Origin of the sequence: Halopseudomonas xinjiangensis (genome assembly GCF_900104945.1) — a bacterium.
In the GTDB taxonomy this organism is placed as follows: Bacteria; Pseudomonadota; Gammaproteobacteria; order Pseudomonadales; family Pseudomonadaceae; genus Halopseudomonas; species Halopseudomonas xinjiangensis.
This window is the reverse complement of sequence record NZ_LT629736.1, coordinates 1,291,163-1,311,920: the sequence shown is the minus strand read 5'-3', so window position 1 is coordinate 1,311,920 and position 20,758 is coordinate 1,291,163. Positions and strand designations below refer to the sequence as shown.

Here is a 20,758-nt window from a genome sequence, read left to right as displayed (position 1 = left end):
AGAGTTAGCCTTGAATGGCGACATCCGATGCTGAATTCGACACCAGCCCGGACGAGTTTGATCCCTCTGAACGAATGATGGCCTGATCACGGCCGTTCTTCTTGGCCTGGTAAAGGCGTTCGTCCGCTTCGTGCAGCCAGGTTTCGATACCCGAATGATCGGCCAACAAGGCTCCGCCAATCGATACTGTGACAGGCCCGCCGGGGCCGCTTAGCAATCGGCGGATATCTGCGAGGATGTTGTTGGCAAGCCGCACCATACCCCGCTCGTCGATCTGCGGTACCAGCAAAACGAACTCTTCGCCGCCCAATCTGAACAACCTGTCAGATTGCCTGCAGGCAGACCGCACGATGTCCACGAAGTCGACAAGCACCTCATCGCCGGCACGATGCCCGTAACGGTCATTGACCAGTTTGAAATGGTCCAGATCGAGAATCAGCAGGCCAAAACCGACCTGGTAGCGCGTGTGCTCGTTGAAGGCTATTTCCAGCTCCGTATCCATTGTGCGTCGATTCCCAACTCCAGTGAGCGGATCGATCGTGGCCAATTCGCTAAGTTTCTGACGCTGCTCCCGGCCGCGATAGGCAAATACAAAGGCGAACAGACTGGCGAGCAGGCTGGTCACCATGAACGAGGTCATCTGGAAGTCATCAGCGAACAAGGTGCCCGGGTTCAGCAAGCCGTAAAGACACAGCACCGTCAGCATGGACAGGGTGGCGATCACGCTTTGGAGCGGCGGCACGACGAAGAAGTTGAAGAGGATGAGCACATAGACCCAGAACAGGCCGTTGATACCGAGCTTGGTGACGATAACGATGGTGCCGATGGAGTAAACCAGCGCGAGGTACTGGCCCGGACGTCTGGTATCGCCGGTGCGCCAGGCGTAAAGCACTGCAATAACGGTATTCAGTACCAGGAAGGCGTCGATCAGGCTGACCAGCCAGTTGCTTTCAAACAGGCGGTAGACCGCGTACGGCGTTATTCCGCCAACCGAGCAGATGCCTACCATGGTGATGATTGACAGCTGGAAATCGTTATTCAGCCGCTTCCAGGCGTTGTGCATGGGGTCGCCACTATTGTTGTGAATGGGGACCCGACAGGGCGACCCCAAGCGACTTTAGCGGCAATTCAAGCTACAGGCAATATCTTATTGCCATCAGAGAGAGGCTCAATACGAGACAGAAACGATCGACATGACAGAAAAGGTTTTTGTCCCGCCTCAGGATGCGGCGGCCGCCGTATCCTGAATCCGTTTGACCATCGCCCGCAGCCCATTCCCTCGGGTCACGCTGAGATGCTTCATCAGATTGAGCTGCTCGAAGTATGCATCGATGTCGAAACTCAAAATCTGTTCGGGCGTTTTGCCATTGTACGCAGCCAGCACGACTGCGAGCAGACCTTTGACAATAAACGCGTCGCTATCCGCATCGAAGTACAGCCGATCGCCCTCTCGCCTGCTGACCAGCCACACCTGGCTCTGGCAGCCGCGAACGATATTCACGTCGGTGCGCTGACTGTCGTCCAGCGGAGGCAGCTCCCGGCCGAGATCGATAATGTATTTGTAACGATCTTCCCAGGTATCGAAAAAAGACAGCGAGTCGATGATGTCTTCGCTGGTGATGTCAGTGCCGAACTGGCTCATGCAAACCTCTCAGAAAAACATTCCGGTTTCGAGCTGAGCCTCTTCGCTCATCATCTCACGGCTCCAGGGCGGATCGAAGACGAGGTCGACGTCCACCTTCTCGACGTTCGGAACACGTTTGACTCGATACTCGACGTCGCCTACCAGAACCGGACCCATCCCGCAGGCTGGCGCTGTCAGGGTCATTTTGATGTCTACCCGCTTGGCCTGTTGGTCGATTGTCACGTTGTAGATCAAACCCAGATTGACCAGATCGACCGGGATTTCGGGATCGTAGACGGTGCCCAATGCCTCCCAGACCTGCTCTTCGCGGATCTGATTGTCTTCGGCTGGCGGAAAACTCAACAGCTCCGGCTCAAGGCCCAGGCTTGCAGCGTCCGTCCCGTCCACTCGAACCATCTGGCCATGATAGGTCACGGTGTAGTTGCCACCGAGCGCCTGTGTGATGGTGACGAAAGTGTCCTTGGGAATAGTCAGGGGCGTACCATCCGGAACGCGGCGCGCAGGACAATCTGCCTGCGCCACTACCATGCGTCTTTCCATCTCGGGACCTAGCTCCTTTTCGCCGGCAGACCCGAGCAGTCTGTCCGGATAGCTGTATGGAAGATGACTTCGGCGTTAGCTGACACTGAAGCTTTCGCCGCAGCCGCATTCATCCTTGACGTTCGGATTGTGAAATTTGATCTGCCGATTGATACCTTCCTTGACCAGATCAATCTCCGTACCGCTGACGACGGGCAGCGCATCGCGCGCCACCCGCAGCTCGACAACGTCATCCAGCTGGTACTGCACGTCGTCCGCCGCGCCTTGCTCAACCAGGTCGATGACGTACATGAATCCTGTGCAACCGCTTTTCTTGATGCTCAAACGGACGGATTGACCGCTATGGCTGGCCAGTTGGCGGCGAAAGTGCGCCAAAGCCGCTGGCGTGACGGTCACCGCCGGGCTGCCTACGGCTGCCGCGTGCGGATCAAACGATTCTACGCTCATGCTTCGACTCCTATAGGAGAAACTGCCGGGCCTTGTCGAGCGCTTCGAAGAGGCGATCGACGTCAGCCCGGGTGTTGTAAAAACTGAAGCTCGCCCGCACGGTACCCGGGATGCAGAACTGGTCCATGATCGGCTGGGCACAGTGATTCCCGGTGCGTACGGCCACGCCCTGCTGATCAAGCAGCATCCCCACATCGTGCGGATGCGTGCCCTCAAGCAAAAAGCTCATGACACTGGTCTTTCGCGCCGCGGTGCCGATCAGTTTGATGCCGGGCGTTTCGCGCGCACGCTGTTCAGCATACTCGAGCAGATCCTGCTCGTGCCGCGCCGCTGCGTCGCGATCGATGGCCTGCAGATAATCAACGGCCGCACCGAAACCGATTACGCCAGCGATATCCGGGGTCCCCGCCTCGAACTTATACGGCAGTTGGTTGTACGTGGTCCCTTCGAAACTTACCGTTTCGATCATCTCGCCACCGCCCTGATAAGGTGGCATCGCATCGAGGATTTCGACCTTGCCGTAGAGCACTCCGAGCCCGGTAGGACCGAACATCTTGTGCGCAGAGAAAACATAAAAGTCGCAATCCAGCGCCTGTACATCCACCGCCCAGTGGCTGATCGCCTGGGCACCGTCGATCAGGCACAGCGCGCCAACCGAATGTGCTAGCCGAACGATGTCCTCGACCGGATTGATCGTACCCAGAGCGTTCGACACATGACCGCAGGCGACCATGCGCACACGATCATCGAGCATCGAGCATAACGCGTCCAGATCCAGTGTGCCGGAGTCGTCGACCGGAATCGCTTCGACTGTCGCGCCCTTCTCCGCTGCCACCATCTGCCAGGGAACGATGTTCGAGTGATGCTCCATAGCCGACACCAGGATGCGGTCACCCGCTTTCAGCTGACTGCGACCCCAGCTCGACGCCACCAGATTGATCGACTCGGAGGTTCCTCGCGTCCAGATGACCTGTCGCGGCTCCGCAGCGTTGATCAGCGTCGCCACCTTGGCACGGGCCGACTCAAACTTTTCCGTCGCGCGGTCCGCCAAGGTATGCGCACCGCGGTGCACGTTACTGTTGTCGTTGCGGTAATAATCAACGATGGCCTGAATCACCGCCTCCGGCTTCTGGGTCGTCGCTGCGTTATCCAGGTAGACCAGAGGATGACCGTTGACGTCCTGATGCAGGATCGGAAAGTCACGCCGCACCTGATCGGCGTCGAACGACACGGGCCGGTTCATTGCCTCACTCATAGGCAAGATGCCCCACCTGCTCGTTGCCTTCGCCGAACAGCGCCGTCAGACGCGGGCGAAGATAATCGCGGACCGCCGCCTCGGGCGCCTGATTGATCACCTCATTGATGAAACCGAAGCTGAGCATGGTCACCGCGTCGGCGCGCGTTACGCCGCGACTCATCAGATAGAACAGTGACGTTTCGTCGAGCTGGCTGATCGTCGCCCCGTGCGCGCAGCGTACGTCGTCGGCGTAAATTTCCAGCTCGGGCTTGGTATCGATCTCGGCGGTGCGAGAGGTGAGCAGGTTCCGGTTACTCAGCTCGGCCAACGTCTTCTGCGCCTGGGGATGGATGTGGATCCGGCCGTTGAACACCGCGCGGGAGGAATCACCGACGATGCCGCGGAACACTTCGTTCGTCGTACAACAGGGCACACAGTGCTCGACGGTCGTGTGATAGTCGATCAGCTGGCGGTTACGCGGCAGGTAGATACCATTCAGGTCGAGATGCGCACCTTGCCCGCGGTGATAAACGTGATAGTCGATGCGCTTCAACCGGCTGCCTTGAGCAATGGTAAAGCCATGAAAGCGTGCGTCGCGCTGCAATACCACATGCACTCCACCCACGTGCAGGAGATCTTCCTGCTCAAGGTTCAAGCGATAGTGCTGTACCTGCGCATTGGCGCCGACAACGACCTCGGTCAGGCTGTTCACGAAACCGTTCTGCTGACGACTGCTCGATACGTAATGCTCGATCACCTCGGCCTGCGCACCCTCTTCCGCCACGACCAGCAGACGCTGGTTGCTGGCAGCAGGCTGCTCCTCAGGTATCGAGACATTCAGCACGTATACCGGCTTGGTCAGTCTGGCATTGCGCGGTATATGTACCAGCACGCCGTCTGCCGCCCAGGCATTGCTCAGCGCGGCAAACAGGTGGCGCTCGGTATCGACGACGGAGCCGAGGTGCTGACGGATCAGGTCCTGCTGGGCCGCATCGGCATCAGCGAAGCGCACGACCTCGGCGGGCAACGGGCTGGAGTCGGCAGGCGAAAACTGTCCGTTGACGAAGACCAGCCGAGTGCAATCGAGGTGCAGGGTCTCGATTTCACTTTGCCAAGCCGAGTCGATGGCAGCGGCCCAGCGAACCGGATTGTCATTCTGCAGCGGGGCGAGCGAGGTGTACTTCCACGCCTCGGTCTTGCGACCCGGCCATTTGGCGGCCGACCAGCGCGAAGCACCCAACTGGCGCACCTCGGCGAGCCAGTCGGGGCTGGTCTGTTGAGCAGCCAGCTGCAAGGCACTCTGTTTGAAGTCACTCATGCGTCAGGCTACCTCGTTTTCGATCCAGCCATAGCCCTTGGCTTCGAGTTCCAGAGCCAGGCTCTTGTCCCCGGACTTGACGATTCGACCGCCCGCCAGCACATGGACGTAATCTGGAATGATGTAGTCCAGCAGGCGCTGATAGTGTGTCACGACGATGAAGCTACGCTGGCCGTCACGCATCGCATTGACACCGTCCGCGACGACTTGCAGCGCGTCGATATCGAGGCCCGAATCGGTCTCGTCGAGAATGCACAGCTGCGGCTCGAGCAGCATCATCTGCATGATCTCATTGCGCTTCTTCTCGCCGCCGGAGAAACCTTCGTTGACGCCACGCTTGAGGAAGCTCGCATCGAGATTCACGCGTTTGCTGGTTTCACGCGCAAGCTTCATGAAGTCGACCGACGACAGCTCCGGCAGGCCCTTATGCTTGCGCTTTGCGTCTACCGACGCCTTGAGAAATTCCATGTTGCTGACACCGGGGATCTCCACCGGATACTGGAACGCCAGGAAAAGACCCTCGCGGGCGCGCTCTTCGGTATCCATCTCAAGCAGGTCATGCTCGTTGAACGTTACGCTACCGGCGGTGGCCTCGTATCCGGGGCGACCCGAGAGGATGTTGCCGAGGGTGCTCTTGCCCGAGCCGTTCGGCCCCATGATGGCATGCACCTCGCCCGGCTTGATCTCCAGGCTCAGCCCCTTGAGGATATCCTTCTCTTCAACTTTCGCGCACAAACCTTTGATAGATAACATAATTTACGCCTGATACTGTGTATTCAAATGGATCGCCAAAAGGGGGGCTTACTCAGCCCACCGAGCCTTCCAGGCTCACTTCGAGTAGCTTGCCCGCCTCGACGGCGAATTCCATCGGCAGCTCCTTGAACACCTCGCGACAGAATCCGTTGACGATCATGGAGATGGCCTTTTCGGCGTCCAGCCCGCGCTGCTGACAAAGAAACAGCTGGTCGTCGCTCACCTTAGAAGTAGTCGCCTCATGCTCGATCACCGCACTCGGGTTCTTGCTCTCGATGTACGGGAAGGTGTGCGCGCCACAGCGATCACCAATCAACAGCGAATCGCACTGGGTATAGTTCCTGGCGCCATCTGCACCCGGATTGATCCGCACCAGCCCCCGGTAGGCGCTATCGCTACGCCCGGCCGAAATACCCTTGGCCACGATAGTGGAACGGGTGTTCTTGCCTAGGTGGATCATCTTGGTGCCGGTGTCGGCCTGCTGGAAGTTGTTGGTCAGTGCGACCGAGTAGAACTCACCGACACTGTTGTCGCCCTTGAGGATGCAGCTGGGATACTTCCAGGTAACCGCTGAACCGGTCTCCACCTGGGTCCAGGAAATCTTCGCATTGGTATGCGCAATGCCGCGCTTGGTGACGAAGTTGTAGATGCCGCCCTTGCCCTCGGCGTTGCCGGGATACCAGTTCTGTACTGTCGAGTACTTGATCTGCGCACCATCCAGCGCAACCAGCTCGACGACCGCCGCGTGCAGCTGGTTTTCGTCGCGCATCGGTGCGGTACAGCCTTCGAGATAGCTGACGTAGGAGCCTTCGTCGGCAATGATGAGCGTACGTTCGAACTGGCCGGTGTTCATTTCGTTGATGCGGAAATACGTCGACAGCTCCATCGGGCAGCGAACGCCCTTCGGGATATAGACGAACGAACCGTCGGAGAACACGGCGCAGTTCAACGCTGCGTAATAATTGTCGCGCTGCGGCACCACGCTACCGATGTACTTTTGTACGAGATCCGGATACTTGTGTACGGCCTCGCTGATCGGACAGAAGATCACACCGGCTTCTTCCAGCTTGGCGCGGAAGGTGGTGACGACTGACACCGAGTCGAATACCGCATCGACCGCCACGCCGGCCAGCATTTCCTGTTCATGCAAGGGAATGCCCAGCTTTTCGTAGGTGGCAAGCAACTCCGGGTCGATTTCGTCCAGGCTCTGCGGCTTATCCGCCATGCTCTTGGGCGCGGAGTAAAAGGAGACCGACTGGAAGTCGATCTCGGGGTAATGGACGTGGGCCCAGGTGGGCTCTTCCATCTCCAGCCAGGCGTGATACGCCTTGAGGCGCCATTCGAGCATCCATTCCGGCTCACCCTTCTTGCCGGAAATGAAGCGGATGACGTCTTCGTTCAGGCCCGGCGGAAGCGTGTCGGACTCGATGGTCGAATGAAATCCGGCCGCGTAGTCTTTCCTGATGAGACTTTCGACTTGCTCGCTCACGGTATCACCTCTTTCTGCGGTCATGTCATTCCCGACATCCCGCGATGTGTCTCAGGCTAGCGGCGACCTCCCTGGGTCACCGCACGATTCGGACGGCTCTGGGGCCGTTTAGATGATGCGTTCCAGCTCGGCTACAGCCTGCCGCGCACTGGAGCAGCCACGATTATCCTGGCGCGTACGCACCCGTTGGATATCGTCGCGGGAAACCAGCTCGGCGAGCGTGATTTCATTTAGAAACTCTCGCAAACGATTACTCAGGTCCGACCACAGGTGATGGGTCAGACACACCTCGCCGTGCTGGCAATCGCCCTTACCTAAACAACGGGTAGCATCCATCGAGTCATTCACCGCCTCGACGATCTGCGCGACGCTGATCGAATCCGCACCACCGGCAAGGCGATACCCGCCACCGGGGCCTCGGACGCTCTGGACCAGCTTGCCGCGACGCAGCTTGGCGAAGAGCTGCTCGAGATAGGAAATGGACACGCCCTGGCGAGCGGAAATGTCGGCCAGAGTGATCGGTCCCTGCTCCTGATGAAGAGCCAGGTCCAGCATGGCCGTGACGGCGTAGCGACCCTTCGTGGTAAGACGCATAGATGCTCCCGGAGCCGGTTTACATGGCCGAAACTATGCAATATCCAAGCAATTTAGTCAACTATTACGCCGGTGATGACGCACACAGTATAAGGCTACTGGTGGCCAGCTTGAAGCCGACGCGATGCAGCAGAATCACCAAAGCTGATCGAAAACAAAACGGATGATACAAAACGGTAGAGAGTGCTATCGTTTCGCCTATTACTCGAACGGTACGATAGGAGCCTAGTAGCTATGAGCCATCACAGACAATTTTACATCAACGGCCAGTGGGTGGAACCCAAAGGCCAGGGAACCGTTGATGTGGTCAACCCCGCTACCGAAGAAGCGGTAGCCACTATCGCGCTGGGCAATCATGAAGATGTCGACCTCGCCGTCTCTGCGGCGCGCAAGGCGTTCGAAAGCTATTCTCAGACCAGCCGGGAAGAACGCATCGCGCTGCTGGAGAAGATCATCTCCGTCTTCCAGAAGCGCATGGGCGACGTGGCTGAGGCGATCTCTCAGGAGATGGGCGCGCCGGCCAAGCTGTCGAAGATGGCACAGGCACCATCCGGGCTGGGCCACTTCGCCGTCGCTCTGGAAGTGCTCAAGGATTACCAGTTCGAAGAGCAGATCGGCAACACATTGGTGGTCAAGGAGCCGATCGGCGTATGTGGTTTGATCACGCCTTGGAACTGGCCGATGAACCAGCTCACCTGCAAGGTCGCACCGGCGATCGCCACCGGTTGCACAATGGTGCTCAAGCCTTCGGAAGTTGCCCCGCTCTCCGCGCTGCTGCTGGCCGAGATCCTGGACGAAGCCGGGGTACCCGCTGGCGTCTTCAACCTGGTGAATGGCGACGGTCCTACCGTTGGGGCGGCCATGTCGGGCCATCGCGGCATCGACATGATGTCTTTCACCGGCTCGACCAACGCCGGTCGTCACGTCATGCAGAATGGTGCCGGGACCATCAAGCGCGTTGCGCTCGAGCTCGGAGGCAAATCAGCGAACATCCTGCTTGACGATGTCAACTTCGAGAAGATGGTCGCTCATGGCGTCATGTCCTGCATGAACAACAGCGGCCAGTCGTGCAACGCGCCGACCCGCATGCTCGTGCCTAACAGCCGGATGGATGAAGTCGTTGCCATTGCCCAGGCTGTCGCAGCCAAGGTCAAGCCAGGCGACCCGAATGCCGAAGATACGGTTATCGGCCCTGTCGCATCCAAGACGCAGTGGACCAAGATTCAGGACCTGATCACTCAGGGTATCGAAGAAGGCGCAAAGGTCATCGCCGGCGGCCCCGGTCGTCCGGAAGGCGTCAGCAAGGGCTACTACGTCAAGCCGACCGTGTTCGCCAATGTCACCAATGAAATGACCGTCGCCCGCGAAGAGATCTTCGGGCCGGTTCTGTCGATCATCGGTTATGAGAACGAAGATGATGCCGTACGCATTGCCAACGACACCCAATACGGTCTGTCAGGCTATGTATCGTCCGGAGACATCGACCGCGCGCGTAACGTCGCTCGTCGCATCCGTACCGGCATGGTCCACCTCAATGGTGCGCCGCTGGACAACCGCGCACCGTTCGGCGGTTACAAGGAATCGGGCAACGGCCGCGAGTGGGGTCACCATGGCTTTGAAGACTTCCTGGAAATGAAGTCTATCTTCGGTTACGTACCGAAAGGCTGAGCGCCTCGCAGCTTCAAGCGGTAAGCAGAAACCCGGCGAAAGCCGGGTTTTTTTATTGTCGCGGTCGGTGGCACTACGCAAGCCGCTCACGCGCGATTGCGTATCGCAAACAAAAAAAGCCCCGACATCGCTGCCGGGGCTTTGCTTTCAGCTTGAAGCTATCAGCTTGGGCTTAAACTCCCTGGGCTCAGCCCAGCGACTTGACCGCTTCGATCATCTGCACCATGACTTTTTGCGCATCGCCGTAAACCATGGAGGTATTCTCGGCAAAGAACAGTTCGTTCTCCACACCGGAATAACCCTTGCCCTGGCCACGCTTGACCACGTAGGCCTGCTGCGCGTAGTCGACGTTGAGGATCGGCATACCGTAGATCGGGCTCGATTTGCGGTGACGTGCGGCCGGGTTCACCACGTCGTTGGCGCCAAGAACGATCGCCACGTCCGCCTGACCGAAGTCCTCGTTGATGTCCTCGAGATCGAAGATGATGTCGTAGGGCACGCCCGCCTCGGCAAGCAGCACGTTCATGTGGCCAGGCATCCGTCCGGCAACCGGGTGGATGGCAAAACGCACGTCGACGCCCTGCTTCTGCAACAGCTTCACGAACTCGTACAGCTTGTGCTGAGCCTGGGCAACCGCCAGACCGTAACCGGGAACGATGATCACCTTGCTTGCGTAATACATAGCAATCGCCGCATCGGAGGCTTCGGCCGATTTCATGGAGCCTTCGATGTCGCCGTCGTCGCCGTCGCCGCCTTCGCCAAACTGGCTGAAGATCACGTTGGAGACCGGACGGTTCATTGCCTTGGCCATCATCAGCGTCAGCAGCGTACCGGCCGAGCCGACCACGGTACCAGCGATGATCATTGCCGGGTTCTGCAGCACGAAGCCCTCGAAGGCAACCGCCAGACCGGTGAAGGCGTTATACAGGGAGATCACCACCGGCATATCGGCGCCGCCGATCGGTGTGGTCAGCAGCACGCCAAGGATCAGCGCGAGAATGAAGAACACAGCGATCAACAGCATGGGTACGCCAGCCTCGGCGCCCATGGCGGTGATGGCAGCGCCCAGAGCCAGCGAGCCTAGGAACAGACCAGCGTTGATCCACTGTTGAGAGGGCAGACGCAACGTCTTGTTCATCCGACCGTCCAGCTTGGCCCAGGCGACCAGCGAGCCGGACAGCGCGACCGAGCCGATCAGACCGCCAAGAACAGCCAGGATGGTGACGACCAGGCCATGGGCCTGAGCGTTACCCGAAAACAGTTCACTGGCAGCAATCGCAGCAGCTGCGCCGCCGCCCATGCCGTTATACAGCGCGACCATCTGCGGCATGTCGGTCATGGCGACCTTCTTGCCGCTGAACCAGGCCCAGCCGATACCCAGCGCCAGAGCGACGATGACCAGGATGATATTGACGGTCAGATGCTCTTCGGCACGCGGATTGACGTCCAGGCCATAGAGAAACGCGGCGACGACGGCAATGACCATACCCCAACCGGCGACAACGATACCGGAACGCGCAGTGACCGGGCTGGCCATACGCTTGAGACCGTAGATAAACAGTAGCGCGGCGATGAAGTAAGCCGCCTCGATAATGAAGTTAGCGTACATTGATTATTCCTTGTCGGCGGTCGCGTCTGGCTTGCGCTTGTCGCTCGCCTTGAACATTTCCAACATGCGTTCGGTTACCACGTAGCCACCGGCTGCGTTACCGGCGCCCAGCAGCACCCCGAAGAAACCGATTGCCTGCTCGAGCGGTGTGGCTGCATTGAGCAGAGCCCACATCGCACCGACTACCACGATTCCGTGAACGAAGTTCGAGCCTGACATCAGCGGAGTGTGCAGGATCGCCGGCACACGTCCGATAATCTCGTAGCCGGTGAAGGCGGCGAGCATGAAAATGTATAGCGCTACGAAACCTGTAATGGCTGTAGTGACGTCCATGGGTGCTCCTCAGCTCAGCTCGGCGGCTTTGCGAGCCGTTTCGTTCTTGATTTCACCGGCGTGGGTAAGTACCGCTCCGGCCAGAATGTCGTCTTCCCAGTCCAGCGTCAGCTCGCCGTCCTTGACCATGAGTCCAACCAGATTCAGCAGGTTGCGCGCATACAGTTCGGAGGCGTGCTCGGCCAGATGGCTGGGGACGTTAAGCGGCGCGACGATGGTCGCAGGACCGACTTCGACGGTTTCGCCAGGCTGAGTCAGCGGCGTGTTACCACCACCTTCGGCAGCCAGGTCGATGATCACCGCGCCGGGCTTCATACCGCGAATCTGCTCCTCGCTGATGATCTTCGGGCTGGGACGACCGGGAATCGATGCAGTGGTAATGACCGCATCCGCGTTCTGAATGTGCCTGGTCAGCACCTCGGCTACCTTGGCCTGCTCTTCGGCCGTCAGCTCGCGGGCATAGCCGCCTGCACCGGCAGCCGATACGCCGGTATCGACAAACTTGCCGCCAACCGACTCGACCTGCTCCTTCACCTCCGGACGCACGTCATAGCCTTCGACCATCGCACCTAGGCGCTTGGCTGTTGCCAATGCCTGCAGACCCGCTACACCAGCGCCCATCACCAGAATCTTGGCGGGGCGCAGCGAGCCGACGGCAGTGGTCATCATCGGCAGGATGCGGTTGAGGCTGGAAGCGGCGAGCAACGCGGCGTAGTAACCGGCAAGCGCAGCCTGGGAGGACAGCGCGTCCATGGCCTGTGCGCGAGTGGTACGCGGCACCAGCTCCATGGCGAAGCAGGTAATGTTGCGATCGCGCAGCGCCCGGACAATCTCCGGCTCGCGATGAGCATATACGAAGCAGCACAGAACGGTGCCAGGCTGCATCTGCTGAATCTGCTCCAGCGATGGTGGCTGAACGCTAAAGATCAGCTGTGCGGAGGCGTCGCCACCGACAACTGCTCCTGCATCGACGAAGGCGCTGTCAGGGATGCGAGCAGCCTCGCCGGCACCCGGCTGAAGGCTGGGTTCGATACCCAATTTGATCAATTTCGCAGCAACAGAAGGAACCAGGGCAACGCGTTTTTCGTGTAACCGCGTTTCCCGGGGGACGTACAGTTTTACCGGCATGGAGACTCCTGGGCAAATGAATAGCCGTTTTTTTGCGCTACAGCATAGCCGAAGCGAGACAGAAGCTCAGCATGGATTCGTTACGGACAACAAAAAATTACTTATCGACACGAGACAGCGTCGCGATTGCGCAACACTGTCCCGCCAAAGGTAAGAAATACGCAACGGCGAAATGCTATCACCGTCGTCTGAACGGAAGTGAGCTTAACGCACCAGCCCGTCTGCGAACTCCGCAGCATTCATGCGCATGACTTCGCTGTTGTCGTGCTGCCATGGATGGAAGCCGTCGCGGTAAAAATCGCGATATACCGGTATGAGCCGGGTAAAAAAGCCGTCGCGACCCCAGAGCCAGCGCATGCCCCTGGCCCACGTCCCGATATTCGCGCACCCGTCGCGGCGCAGCATGTGCCAAGTCCCGAGCGTAACGTCCTTGAGAAAAAAGAACGTAGCCTGACGCATCGCCTTGCGCAGCAGGTCACGGTCTCCGCATACCTGCATATAGACGTCGAACGCCACAGCCTTGTGCTCGGTCTCCTCCAATGCATGCCACCGCCAGATCTGCTTCATCTCCGGGATCGCGCCCTCGAGCCACTGCGGTTCGCGCAGAAGCGCGTCGGCCAGGATGGCCGTGAAGTGTTCCATCGCGACAGTGCCTGCCAGTTGCCGCTCCGCAGTGAACTGTTTTTGTACGAAGCGAATACGCTTCTTCACCGGCATTTCGAGCTGATCGATGTCGTACCCCAGCGCCCGCAGGCGATCGTTGTACTCGACATGTTCGCGGCTGTGGTGCCCTTCCTGACCGATGAAGCCCCGGATCTGCTCTTGCAGGGACGGATCATCGATGCGGTCCCGGAATAGTCTCACGGAGTCGATGAAATAACGCTCGCCATCAGGAAACAGGACCGACATGGCATTGAAAAAATGAGTCTTGAACGGATCGTTGGAATGCCAGTGCCGCAGCAACGGATCGGGGAGCGCAAAATCCATGCGACGGGGAACGATCTTCAGGTCGCGGGGCGTCAGCGAATTCATGGGCAAGTCCTTGGGCAGTTTGACGCAGGTCCACCCAATATAGTCCTGCCAAAGGCGCACTGATAGCGCCAGAAAGCGCCAAAACCTATGGCAATTGCGGCCATCGCCCTCAGCGGCTTCGGTTATTCCCTGGCCGAATCAATCGAGACGACTACATTAAGACGTGATTATTACGTCAACGGGAATGGCGAGACAGACATGACTGCGATCATCGACTTTCTGAACAATATCTTCTGGGGCTACATCCTTATCTACGGTCTGCTTGGGGTGGGGGTGTTTTTCACCATCCGGCTTGGACTGATCCAGTTCGTGCATTTTGGCGAGATGATTCGTGCCATCAAGGGCTCCCGCCACAGCGACCAGAGCGGGATTTCTCCGTTCCAGGCTCTCTGCACCAGCCTTGCGTCACGTGTCGGGACCGGGAACCTCGCAGGCGTGGCGGTGGCTCTCTATCTCGGAGGCGCCGGCGCCATCTTCTGGATGTGGATGGTCGCCCTGGTGGGCATGGCCACTGCCTATGCGGAAAGCACCCTGGCGCAGTTGTACAAGGTTCGCGATGGCAAAGGGCAGTATCGTGGTGGGCCGGCGTTCTATATCGCGAAAGGTTTGAAAGCTCCCTGGGCTGCGGTGATCTTCGCCCTGGCACTCATCCTCTCCTTCGGCCTCGTCTTCAACGCCGTGCAAGCGAACTCGATTGCCGACGCAATGGAGGGCGCCTTCGGTGTTCCCAACATCTGGGTCGGCGTCGTCGTCGCGGTGCTCGCGGGTATCGTCATCTTCGGCGGCCTGCGCTCGATTGCGCGTTTCGCCGAGATGGTCGTGCCGTTGATGGCGGGTATCTACGTGCTCATGGCTCTCTACGTCATCGTCGTCAACATCACCGAAGTGCCCGGCGTGCTCGCCACCATCGTGCGCAGCGCGTTTGGTCTGGAAGAAGCCGCCGGCGGCGTAGCCGGCTCAGTAGCCGCTGCGATGCTGAACGGCATCAAACGCGGCCTGTTCTCGAACGAAGCGGGTATGGGTTCAGCGCCGAACATTGCGGCTACCGCAACGCCGATGCCGCATCACCCCTCCTCCCAGGGTCTGGTCCAGGCGCTGGGCGTGTTCATCGATACTCTGGTGATCTGCACGGCAACGGCGGTAATGATCCTGCTCTCAGGCGTGCTTGAACCCGGTTCCGGTGTCACCGGCACGCAATTGACGCAGCAGGCGATGGAAGCGCACATCGGCCCGGCCGGCACCTACTTCATCGCCGTGGCGATCTTCTTCTTCGCGTTCACCTCGATCGTCGGCAACTACACCTATGCGGAGAACTCGTTGATCTATCTGGGGGCGGGGAACACGCTTGGCCTGACGATACTGCGCGTCGCCGCACTGGGCATGGTGGTCTGGGGAGCGTACGAAGCGGTGGGCACGGTATTCAATGCCGCCGACGCGTCGATGGGTCTGATGGCAACCATCAACCTGATCGCGATCGTCTTGCTGTCGGGAACGGTCGCCAAGTTGACCAAGGACTACATGGCACAGCGCAAGAGCGGTGAGGTGCCGAAATTCCGCGGCAATGACTATCCCGAGCTGCGAGAAAAAATCGACACCGATATCTGGCGTTGAAGCAAGCGGCGCTTCGCTTGCGAAGCGCCGCTTGCTTAGCCTTTCATCTCCTGCAAGCTGTTGCCACCATCCACAACCAGCATCTGTCCGGTCACATAGCTGCATCCCGGACTGGCCAGAAACAAGGCCACTCGCGCGACTTCTTCCGGCGTGCCAGGGCGCCCGACCGGGGTACGACGCCCGGCCTGTAGCTCGTCCGGCAAACTCGAGTGCGTCGCGATCCAGCCCGGCGCAACCGCGTTGACAGTGATCCCCTGCCCTGCAACCTCGTGTGCGATCGATCGAGTCAGACCGACCATCGCCGACTTGGCGGCACTGTAACCGGCCGTCCCCGGGAAGGTCACCAACGGCCCGGTAACCGAAGCAACATTGACGATGCGCCCATAGCCCGTTTTGAGCATGTGCGGCAGAACCGCTTGTGTGACGTGGACGCAGGTATTCAGGTTCAGATCGATCTCGCGCTGCCAGTGCTCGAAAGGCATGTGGTGGAACAGTTTGGACTCGAACTCCTCCGCCCCCGATTGGGTCATGCCGGCATTGTTCACCAGTACGTCGATCCGCCCGAAGCGCTCGATGATCTTGTCGACCAGCTCCTGCGCCTGCTCCGGATGAGTCAGATCGGCTACCAGCGCAATACTGCGCTCTCCCTCCGGGTCGAGGCTTTTCTGGCGCTCGAATATACGGTTGGTGGTCGACGTCAGCGCAACGCAGGCGCCGGCTTCGAACAACAGCTTGGCGGTAGCAAAACCGATACCTTCGGCACTGCCCGCGCCCGTCACCAACGCAACACGGTCACGCAAATTGATCAGAGAAGCAGGCATGCTCAGTCCGCCAGTCGCCATGTGGTGCCACCCTTGCCGTCTTCCAGAACCACACCCATGGCAGTCAGTTCGTCACGGATGCGGTCGGATTCCGCCCAGTTCTTCTCGGTGCGCGCCGTTAGACGAGCCTGTATTAGCGCCTCCACCTGCGCTGCATCGACCTTTCCTTCGGCTCCGGACTGCAGGAAAGCGTCTGCCTCGAGCTGCAAGATGCCCAGAGTCTCGGACAACTCTCGCATGCGGCCAGCCAACGCGGCGGCGGCATCGGCGTCGCTGTCTTTCAAGCGGTTGATTTCGCGCACCATCTCGAATAGCACCGCGCAGGCTTCCGGCGTATTGAAATCGTCATCCATCGCCGCGGCAAAGCGCTCGGCGAAGCTTTCGCCGCCTGCTGCCGGTGCGACCGCCAACCCTTTGAGAGCGAGATAGAAACGCTCCAATGCGCCCTTGGCCTCCCGGAGATTATCTTCGGAATAATTGATGGCGCTGCGGTAGTGACTAGAAACCAGCAGGTAACGAACTACCTCGGGATGGTACTTTTCCAGCACTTCACGGATGGTGAAAAAGTTGCCCAACGACTTGGACATTTTTTCTCCGTCCACGCGTACCGCGCCGGCATGCATCCAGGCCGCGGCGTAAGGCTTGCCTGTGGCCGCCTCGCTCTGCGCTATCTCGTTTTCATGATGCGGGAAAACCAGGTCGGGACCGCCGCCGTGAATATCGAATGTGTCGCCCAGGCAGCAGGTAGACATGACCGAACACTCGATATGCCAACCGGGTCGACCGGCACCCCAGGGCGATTCCCAACTGGGTTCACCCGGCTTGGCGGCTTTCCATAAAACGAAGTCCAGCGGATCTTCCTTGGCTTCATCCACGTCGATGCGCGCGCCGATTTTCAGATCCTCGATCCGTCGACGCGACAGCTTGCCGTAGCCCTCGAACTTGCCCACTCGATAGTAGACGTCACCATTGCCCGGCGCGTACGCATAACCCTTGTCGATCAACGTCTGGATCATGCTGTGCATGCCCGCTACGTGGTCGCTGGCGCGCGGCTCCTGATCGGGGCGCAGCACGTTCAGACGGGTTTCGTCTTCATGCATCGCTGCGATCATACGGCCGGTTAGCTGCTGAAATGTCTCACCGTTTTCGTTAGCGCGACGGATGATCTTGTCGTCTATGTCTGTGATGTTGCGTACATAGGTGAGGTCATATCCGCGATAGCGGAACCAGCGCGCAATGACGTCAAAGGCAACCATCACCCGGGCGTGCCCGATGTGGCAGAAGTCATAAACGGTCATGCCGCAGACGTACATGCGCACCTGGTTGCCCACCAGCGGCTTGAGCGTTTCCTTGTTCTTGCTGAGCGTGTTGTAGATCGACAGCGTCATCAGCCACCCCACGAATCGCGAAGGGTGACGGTACGATTGAATACCGGCGCCTCGGGGCGAGAATCCTTCGAGTCGATGCAGAAGTAACCTTCGCGCTCGAACTGGAAGCGATCTTCGGCGGTCGCCTGAGCCAGCGACGGCTCGGCGCGGCAGCCCTTTAGCACAACCAGCGACTCGGGATTGATGTTGTCGAGGAAGGTACCGCCCTCCTCGCCCTTGTCCGGGTTCGGTGCGCGGAACAGACGGTCATACAACCGCACTTCGCATTCGACGCTCTCATCGGCGGGCACCCAGTGAATGACGCCTTTCACCTTGCGGCCTTCCGGGTTCTTGCCCAGCGTATCCGGATCGTAGGAGCACTTCAGCTCGAAGATATTGCCGTCGGCGTCGGTGATTGCTTCATCGGCGCGAATCACATAGCTTCCCCGCAGACGGACTTCGCCACCCGGCTCGAGACGCTTGTAACCCTTGGGCGGATCGATCATGAAATCGTCGCGGTCGATGTACAGCTCCCGGCTGAACGGTAACACCCGCACACCGATGTCTTCCTTCGGATGACGCGGAAGCTCCAACTGCTCGGTCTGCCCTTCCGGATAGTTCGTGATCGTGACCTTCAGCGGGCGCAGCACGCACATGGCGCGCGGCGCGTTGGCATCGAGGTCTTCGCGGATGCTGAATTCGAGCACGCCCATGTCGACCACGCCATCGGAACGCGTAACGCCAATACGCTCGCAGAAGTTGCGGATCGAGGCGGCGGTATAACCGCGACGACGGAACGCACTAAGCGTCGACATGCGTGGATCATCCCAGCCATCCACGTGACCTTCATCGACCAGTTGCTTGAGCTTGCGCTTGCTAGTCACCGTGTAGTTCAGGTTCAGTCGGGCGAATTCGTACTGGCGCGGAGTAGCCGGGACCGGCAGGTTGTTGATGAACCACTCGTACAGCGGGCGGTGGTCTTCGAACTCCAGGGTACAGATCGAGTGGGTCACGCCTTCGATGGCGTCGGACTGGCCATGGGTGAAGTCGTAGCTGGGATACACGCACCACTTGTCACCGGTCTGGTGGTGGTGGGCATGGCGGATACGATAGAGAATCGGGTCGCGCAGGTTCATGTTCGGCGCAGCCATGTCGATCTTGGCGCGCAGTGCTCGGGCGCCGTCGGGGAATTCGCCTGCGGTCATGCGCGCGAACAGATCGAGATTCTCCTCGACACTACGATCACGGAAAGGACTGTTCTTCCCCGGCTCGGTCAGCGTGCCACGGTACTCGCGGGCCTGCTCGGGCGACAGGTCATCAACATAGGCCTTGCCCGCCTTGATCAGCTCGATGGCCCAGGCGTGCAACTGGTCGAAGTAGTCCGAGGCGTAATGGATCTCTCCGGCCCACTGGAAGCCCAACCACTCCACGTCAGCCTTGATCGCGTCAATGTACTCCTGCTCTTCCTTCGCCGGGTTGGTGTCATCGAAGCGCAGGTTGCACTCACCACCAAATTCCTGCGCAAGGCCGAAATTCAGGCAGATCGACTTGGCATGCCCAATATGCAGGTAGCCATTGGGCTCCGGCGGGAACCGCGTGACAATCTTGTCGTGCTTGCCGCTCTCGACGTCGGCCTTGACGATCTGCCGCAGAAAATTCGCTGGCGGGGTGGTGTCCGGTTTGTTCATAGGGTTGAGCGACTCGTTACGGGCAGGTAGCCGTATCGGGCTACCTGCGGATTGTGGCTAGGCCGTACAGGCCAAAGCGCTTATCATACCGCAACAACGAACCCCTGTTTACATCCAGCCGAGGATTGCCTGCATGGTCAAACTGCACACGAACTATGGTGTCATTACCCTGGAACTGTTCGCCGACAAGGCGCCGGAAACCGTGGAGAACTTCAAGCAGTATGTCCGCGACGGCCACTACGACAACACCATTTTTCACCGTGTGATTCCCAACTTCATGATCCAGGGCGGCGGTTTCGAGCCAGGCATGAAGCAAAAGGAAACTCGCAAGTCGATCAAGAACGAAGCCAACAATGGCGTTGCCAACAAAAAAGGCACTGTGGCCATGGCTCGTACCATGGAGCCGCATTCGGCCAGCGCGCAGTTCTTCATCAACGTTGCCGACAACGATTTCCTCAACCACAGTGCGCCGACCGTCCAGGGCTGGGGCTATACGGTTTTTGGTCAGGTTACCGAAGGCATGGACGTGGTGGAGAAGATCAAGTCGGTCTCGACTACCATGCGTAACGGCCACCAGGACGTGCCCGCTGACGACGTGATCATCGAGCGCGCCGAACTGGTCGACTGAGCGCCGAATGCGCTACCTCTTCCTGTCAGACCTGCATTTGGAAGCCGAACGCCCGGACATCACCCGGGCGTTTTTGCATTGCCTTGATGAACACGCCGTCGGCTGCGAAGCGGTGTACATCCTCGGCGATTTCTTCGAAGTGTGGTTGGGTGACGATGATCCTAATCTTCTGGGTGATCAGGTTGCCGCTGCCCTCGCCCGGCTCGCCGATACCGAAACACGGATTTATCTGATGCATGGCAACCGCGACTTCCTGCTCGGCAAACGGTTCTGCCGCAAGGCAGGGGCAACCCTGTTGCCGGACCCGAGCATCGTGACATTGAATCGCGAGCGAGTTCTGCTCATGCATGGAGACAGCTTATGCGTCGATGATGTCGGTTACATGAAGATGCGACGGTGGCTGCGCAATCCTGTATCGGTCGCGGTGCTCAACGCCCTCCCCCTGTCTACCCGCCATCGCATTGGACGAAAACTGCGCAGCGAAAGCCAAACGCGAACCCGTATGAAAGCCAGCGACATTACCGACGTGAATCAGCAGGCGGTCGAAGCCGTCATGCACCGACATGATGTGCGCACCCTAATTCACGGCCATACCCATCGGCCAGCCGTACATGAGCTGCAGATCGACGGCAGAGCGGCGCAGCGCATCGTGCTGGGGGACTGGGATCGCCAGGGTTGGGTGCTGGAAGTGGATGAACGCGGTTATCGGCTGGAGTCGTTTGAGCTAGGTAGCGACGCCTAAATTCTTGCGTCCACGATCAGCCGAAGTGCAGTCTTCTTCGCGGTCATGCCTCGGCGACCCCGCCCGTCTTACACGTAACGCATAGTCTGATGTAGGAGCGCACCTGGG

20 protein-coding genes are annotated in these 20,758 nt (G+C 59.2%); 4 read left to right on the top strand and 16 right to left on the bottom strand.

The window, feature by feature from the left end; all coding sequences use genetic code 11:
- Positions 1 to 4: 4 nt before the first annotated feature.
- The 9 genes from BLT85_RS05980 to iscR form a co-directional block, all read right to left on the bottom strand.
- Complete coding sequence (locus BLT85_RS05980; RefSeq protein ID WP_093392298.1) at positions 5 to 1,063, bottom strand: GGDEF domain-containing protein; 1,059 nt, start codon at positions 1,061 to 1,063, stop codon at positions 5 to 7.
- Positions 1,064 to 1,219: 156 nt separating this feature from the next.
- Positions 1,220 to 1,642 carry a SufE family protein gene (locus BLT85_RS05975; RefSeq protein WP_093392297.1) on the bottom strand — a complete coding sequence of 141 codons (423 nt, stop codon included), beginning with the start codon at positions 1,640 to 1,642 and terminating at the stop codon, positions 1,220 to 1,222.
- A gap of 9 nt (positions 1,643 to 1,651) precedes the next feature.
- Positions 1,652 to 2,185, bottom strand: coding sequence for a putative Fe-S cluster assembly protein SufT (gene sufT / locus BLT85_RS05970; RefSeq protein WP_197673874.1), 534 nt, complete (start codon positions 2,183 to 2,185; stop codon positions 1,652 to 1,654).
- Positions 2,186 to 2,260: 75 nt separating this feature from the next.
- On the bottom strand, positions 2,261 to 2,632 hold the full coding sequence (locus tag BLT85_RS05965; protein ID WP_093392296.1) for a HesB/IscA family protein: 372 nt from the start codon (positions 2,630 to 2,632) through the stop codon (positions 2,261 to 2,263).
- A 10-nt stretch (positions 2,633 to 2,642) separates the two neighbouring features.
- Complete coding sequence (locus tag BLT85_RS05960) at positions 2,643 to 3,875, bottom strand: aminotransferase class V-fold PLP-dependent enzyme (RefSeq protein WP_197673873.1); 1,233 nt, start codon at positions 3,873 to 3,875, stop codon at positions 2,643 to 2,645.
- Between the two features lie 4 nt (positions 3,876 to 3,879).
- The gene (sufD, locus tag BLT85_RS05955) at positions 3,880 to 5,187 is read right to left on the bottom strand and encodes a Fe-S cluster assembly protein SufD (RefSeq protein WP_093392294.1); all 1,308 of its coding nucleotides are present in this window, start codon (positions 5,185 to 5,187) and stop codon (positions 3,880 to 3,882) included.
- 3 nt (positions 5,188 to 5,190) lie between these two features.
- Positions 5,191 to 5,940 (bottom strand): Fe-S cluster assembly ATPase SufC, encoded by a 750-nt coding sequence (sufC, locus tag BLT85_RS05950; RefSeq protein ID WP_093392293.1) that lies wholly within the window; start codon positions 5,938 to 5,940, stop codon positions 5,191 to 5,193.
- Between the two features lie 52 nt (positions 5,941 to 5,992).
- Positions 5,993 to 7,453: a Fe-S cluster assembly protein SufB gene (gene sufB, locus BLT85_RS05945; protein WP_172829814.1), complete on the bottom strand. Its 1,461-nt coding sequence runs from the start codon at positions 7,451 to 7,453 to the stop codon at positions 5,993 to 5,995.
- Positions 7,454 to 7,537: 84 nt separating this feature from the next.
- Positions 7,538 to 8,023, bottom strand: coding sequence for a Fe-S cluster assembly transcriptional regulator IscR (gene iscR, locus BLT85_RS05940; protein ID WP_093392292.1), 486 nt, complete (start codon positions 8,021 to 8,023; stop codon positions 7,538 to 7,540).
- 234 nt (positions 8,024 to 8,257) lie between these two features.
- Between iscR and BLT85_RS05935 the strand changes: the two genes are divergently transcribed.
- Positions 8,258 to 9,691, top strand: a complete 1,434-nt coding sequence (locus BLT85_RS05935; RefSeq protein WP_093392291.1) for an aldehyde dehydrogenase family protein — start codon at positions 8,258 to 8,260, stop codon at positions 9,689 to 9,691.
- 187 nt (positions 9,692 to 9,878) lie between these two features.
- Here the strand turns inward: BLT85_RS05935 and BLT85_RS05930 are convergent, their stop codons facing one another.
- The 4 genes from BLT85_RS05930 to BLT85_RS05915 all read right to left on the bottom strand — a co-directional run bounded on the left by BLT85_RS05930 (position 9,879) and on the right by BLT85_RS05915 (position 13,793).
- Complete coding sequence (locus tag BLT85_RS05930) at positions 9,879 to 11,300, bottom strand: NAD(P)(+) transhydrogenase (Re/Si-specific) subunit beta (RefSeq protein WP_093392290.1); 1,422 nt, start codon at positions 11,298 to 11,300, stop codon at positions 9,879 to 9,881.
- 3 nt (positions 11,301 to 11,303) lie between these two features.
- Positions 11,304 to 11,633, bottom strand: a complete 330-nt coding sequence (locus BLT85_RS05925) for an NAD(P) transhydrogenase subunit alpha (protein WP_093392289.1) — start codon at positions 11,631 to 11,633, stop codon at positions 11,304 to 11,306.
- Between the two features lie 9 nt (positions 11,634 to 11,642).
- On the bottom strand, positions 11,643 to 12,761 hold the full coding sequence (locus BLT85_RS05920) for an NAD(P) transhydrogenase subunit alpha (protein ID WP_093392288.1): 1,119 nt from the start codon (positions 12,759 to 12,761) through the stop codon (positions 11,643 to 11,645).
- A gap of 204 nt (positions 12,762 to 12,965) precedes the next feature.
- A complete protein-coding gene (locus BLT85_RS05915) occupies positions 12,966 to 13,793 on the bottom strand; it encodes a metal-dependent hydrolase (protein WP_093392287.1) in 828 nt (275 codons plus the stop codon).
- Between the two features lie 198 nt (positions 13,794 to 13,991).
- On the opposite strand from BLT85_RS05915, the gene BLT85_RS05910 reads away from it, so the two are divergent.
- The gene (locus BLT85_RS05910; protein ID WP_093397447.1) at positions 13,992 to 15,404 is read left to right on the top strand and encodes an alanine/glycine:cation symporter family protein; all 1,413 of its coding nucleotides are present in this window, start codon (positions 13,992 to 13,994) and stop codon (positions 15,402 to 15,404) included.
- A gap of 35 nt (positions 15,405 to 15,439) precedes the next feature.
- Here BLT85_RS05910 and BLT85_RS05905 read toward each other — a convergent pair whose 3' ends face one another.
- Genes BLT85_RS05905 through BLT85_RS05895 form a run of 3 tightly spaced genes read right to left on the bottom strand, consistent with a single transcriptional unit; the run spans position 15,440 to position 19,280 of the window.
- Entirely contained in the window at positions 15,440 to 16,225 is a 786-nt protein-coding gene (locus BLT85_RS05905; RefSeq protein WP_093397444.1) for an SDR family NAD(P)-dependent oxidoreductase, read from the bottom strand.
- Positions 16,226 to 16,227: 2 nt separating this feature from the next.
- Positions 16,228 to 17,613, bottom strand: a complete 1,386-nt coding sequence (cysS, locus tag BLT85_RS05900; protein ID WP_093392286.1) for a cysteine--tRNA ligase — start codon at positions 17,611 to 17,613, stop codon at positions 16,228 to 16,230.
- Positions 17,613 to 19,280, bottom strand: coding sequence for a glutamine--tRNA ligase/YqeY domain fusion protein (locus tag BLT85_RS05895; RefSeq protein ID WP_093392285.1), 1,668 nt, complete (start codon positions 19,278 to 19,280; stop codon positions 17,613 to 17,615). Before BLT85_RS05895 ends, cysS begins: the two co-directional genes overlap by 1 nt.
- 133 nt (positions 19,281 to 19,413) lie before the next feature.
- Between BLT85_RS05895 and BLT85_RS05890 the strand changes: the two genes are divergently transcribed.
- Positions 19,414 to 19,908, top strand: a complete 495-nt coding sequence (locus BLT85_RS05890) for a peptidylprolyl isomerase (protein ID WP_093392284.1) — start codon at positions 19,414 to 19,416, stop codon at positions 19,906 to 19,908.
- A 7-nt stretch (positions 19,909 to 19,915) separates the two neighbouring features.
- Positions 19,916 to 20,650 (top strand): UDP-2,3-diacylglucosamine diphosphatase, encoded by a 735-nt coding sequence (gene lpxH, locus BLT85_RS05885; protein WP_093392283.1) that lies wholly within the window; start codon positions 19,916 to 19,918, stop codon positions 20,648 to 20,650.
- Positions 20,651 to 20,758: the final 108 nt, after the last annotated feature.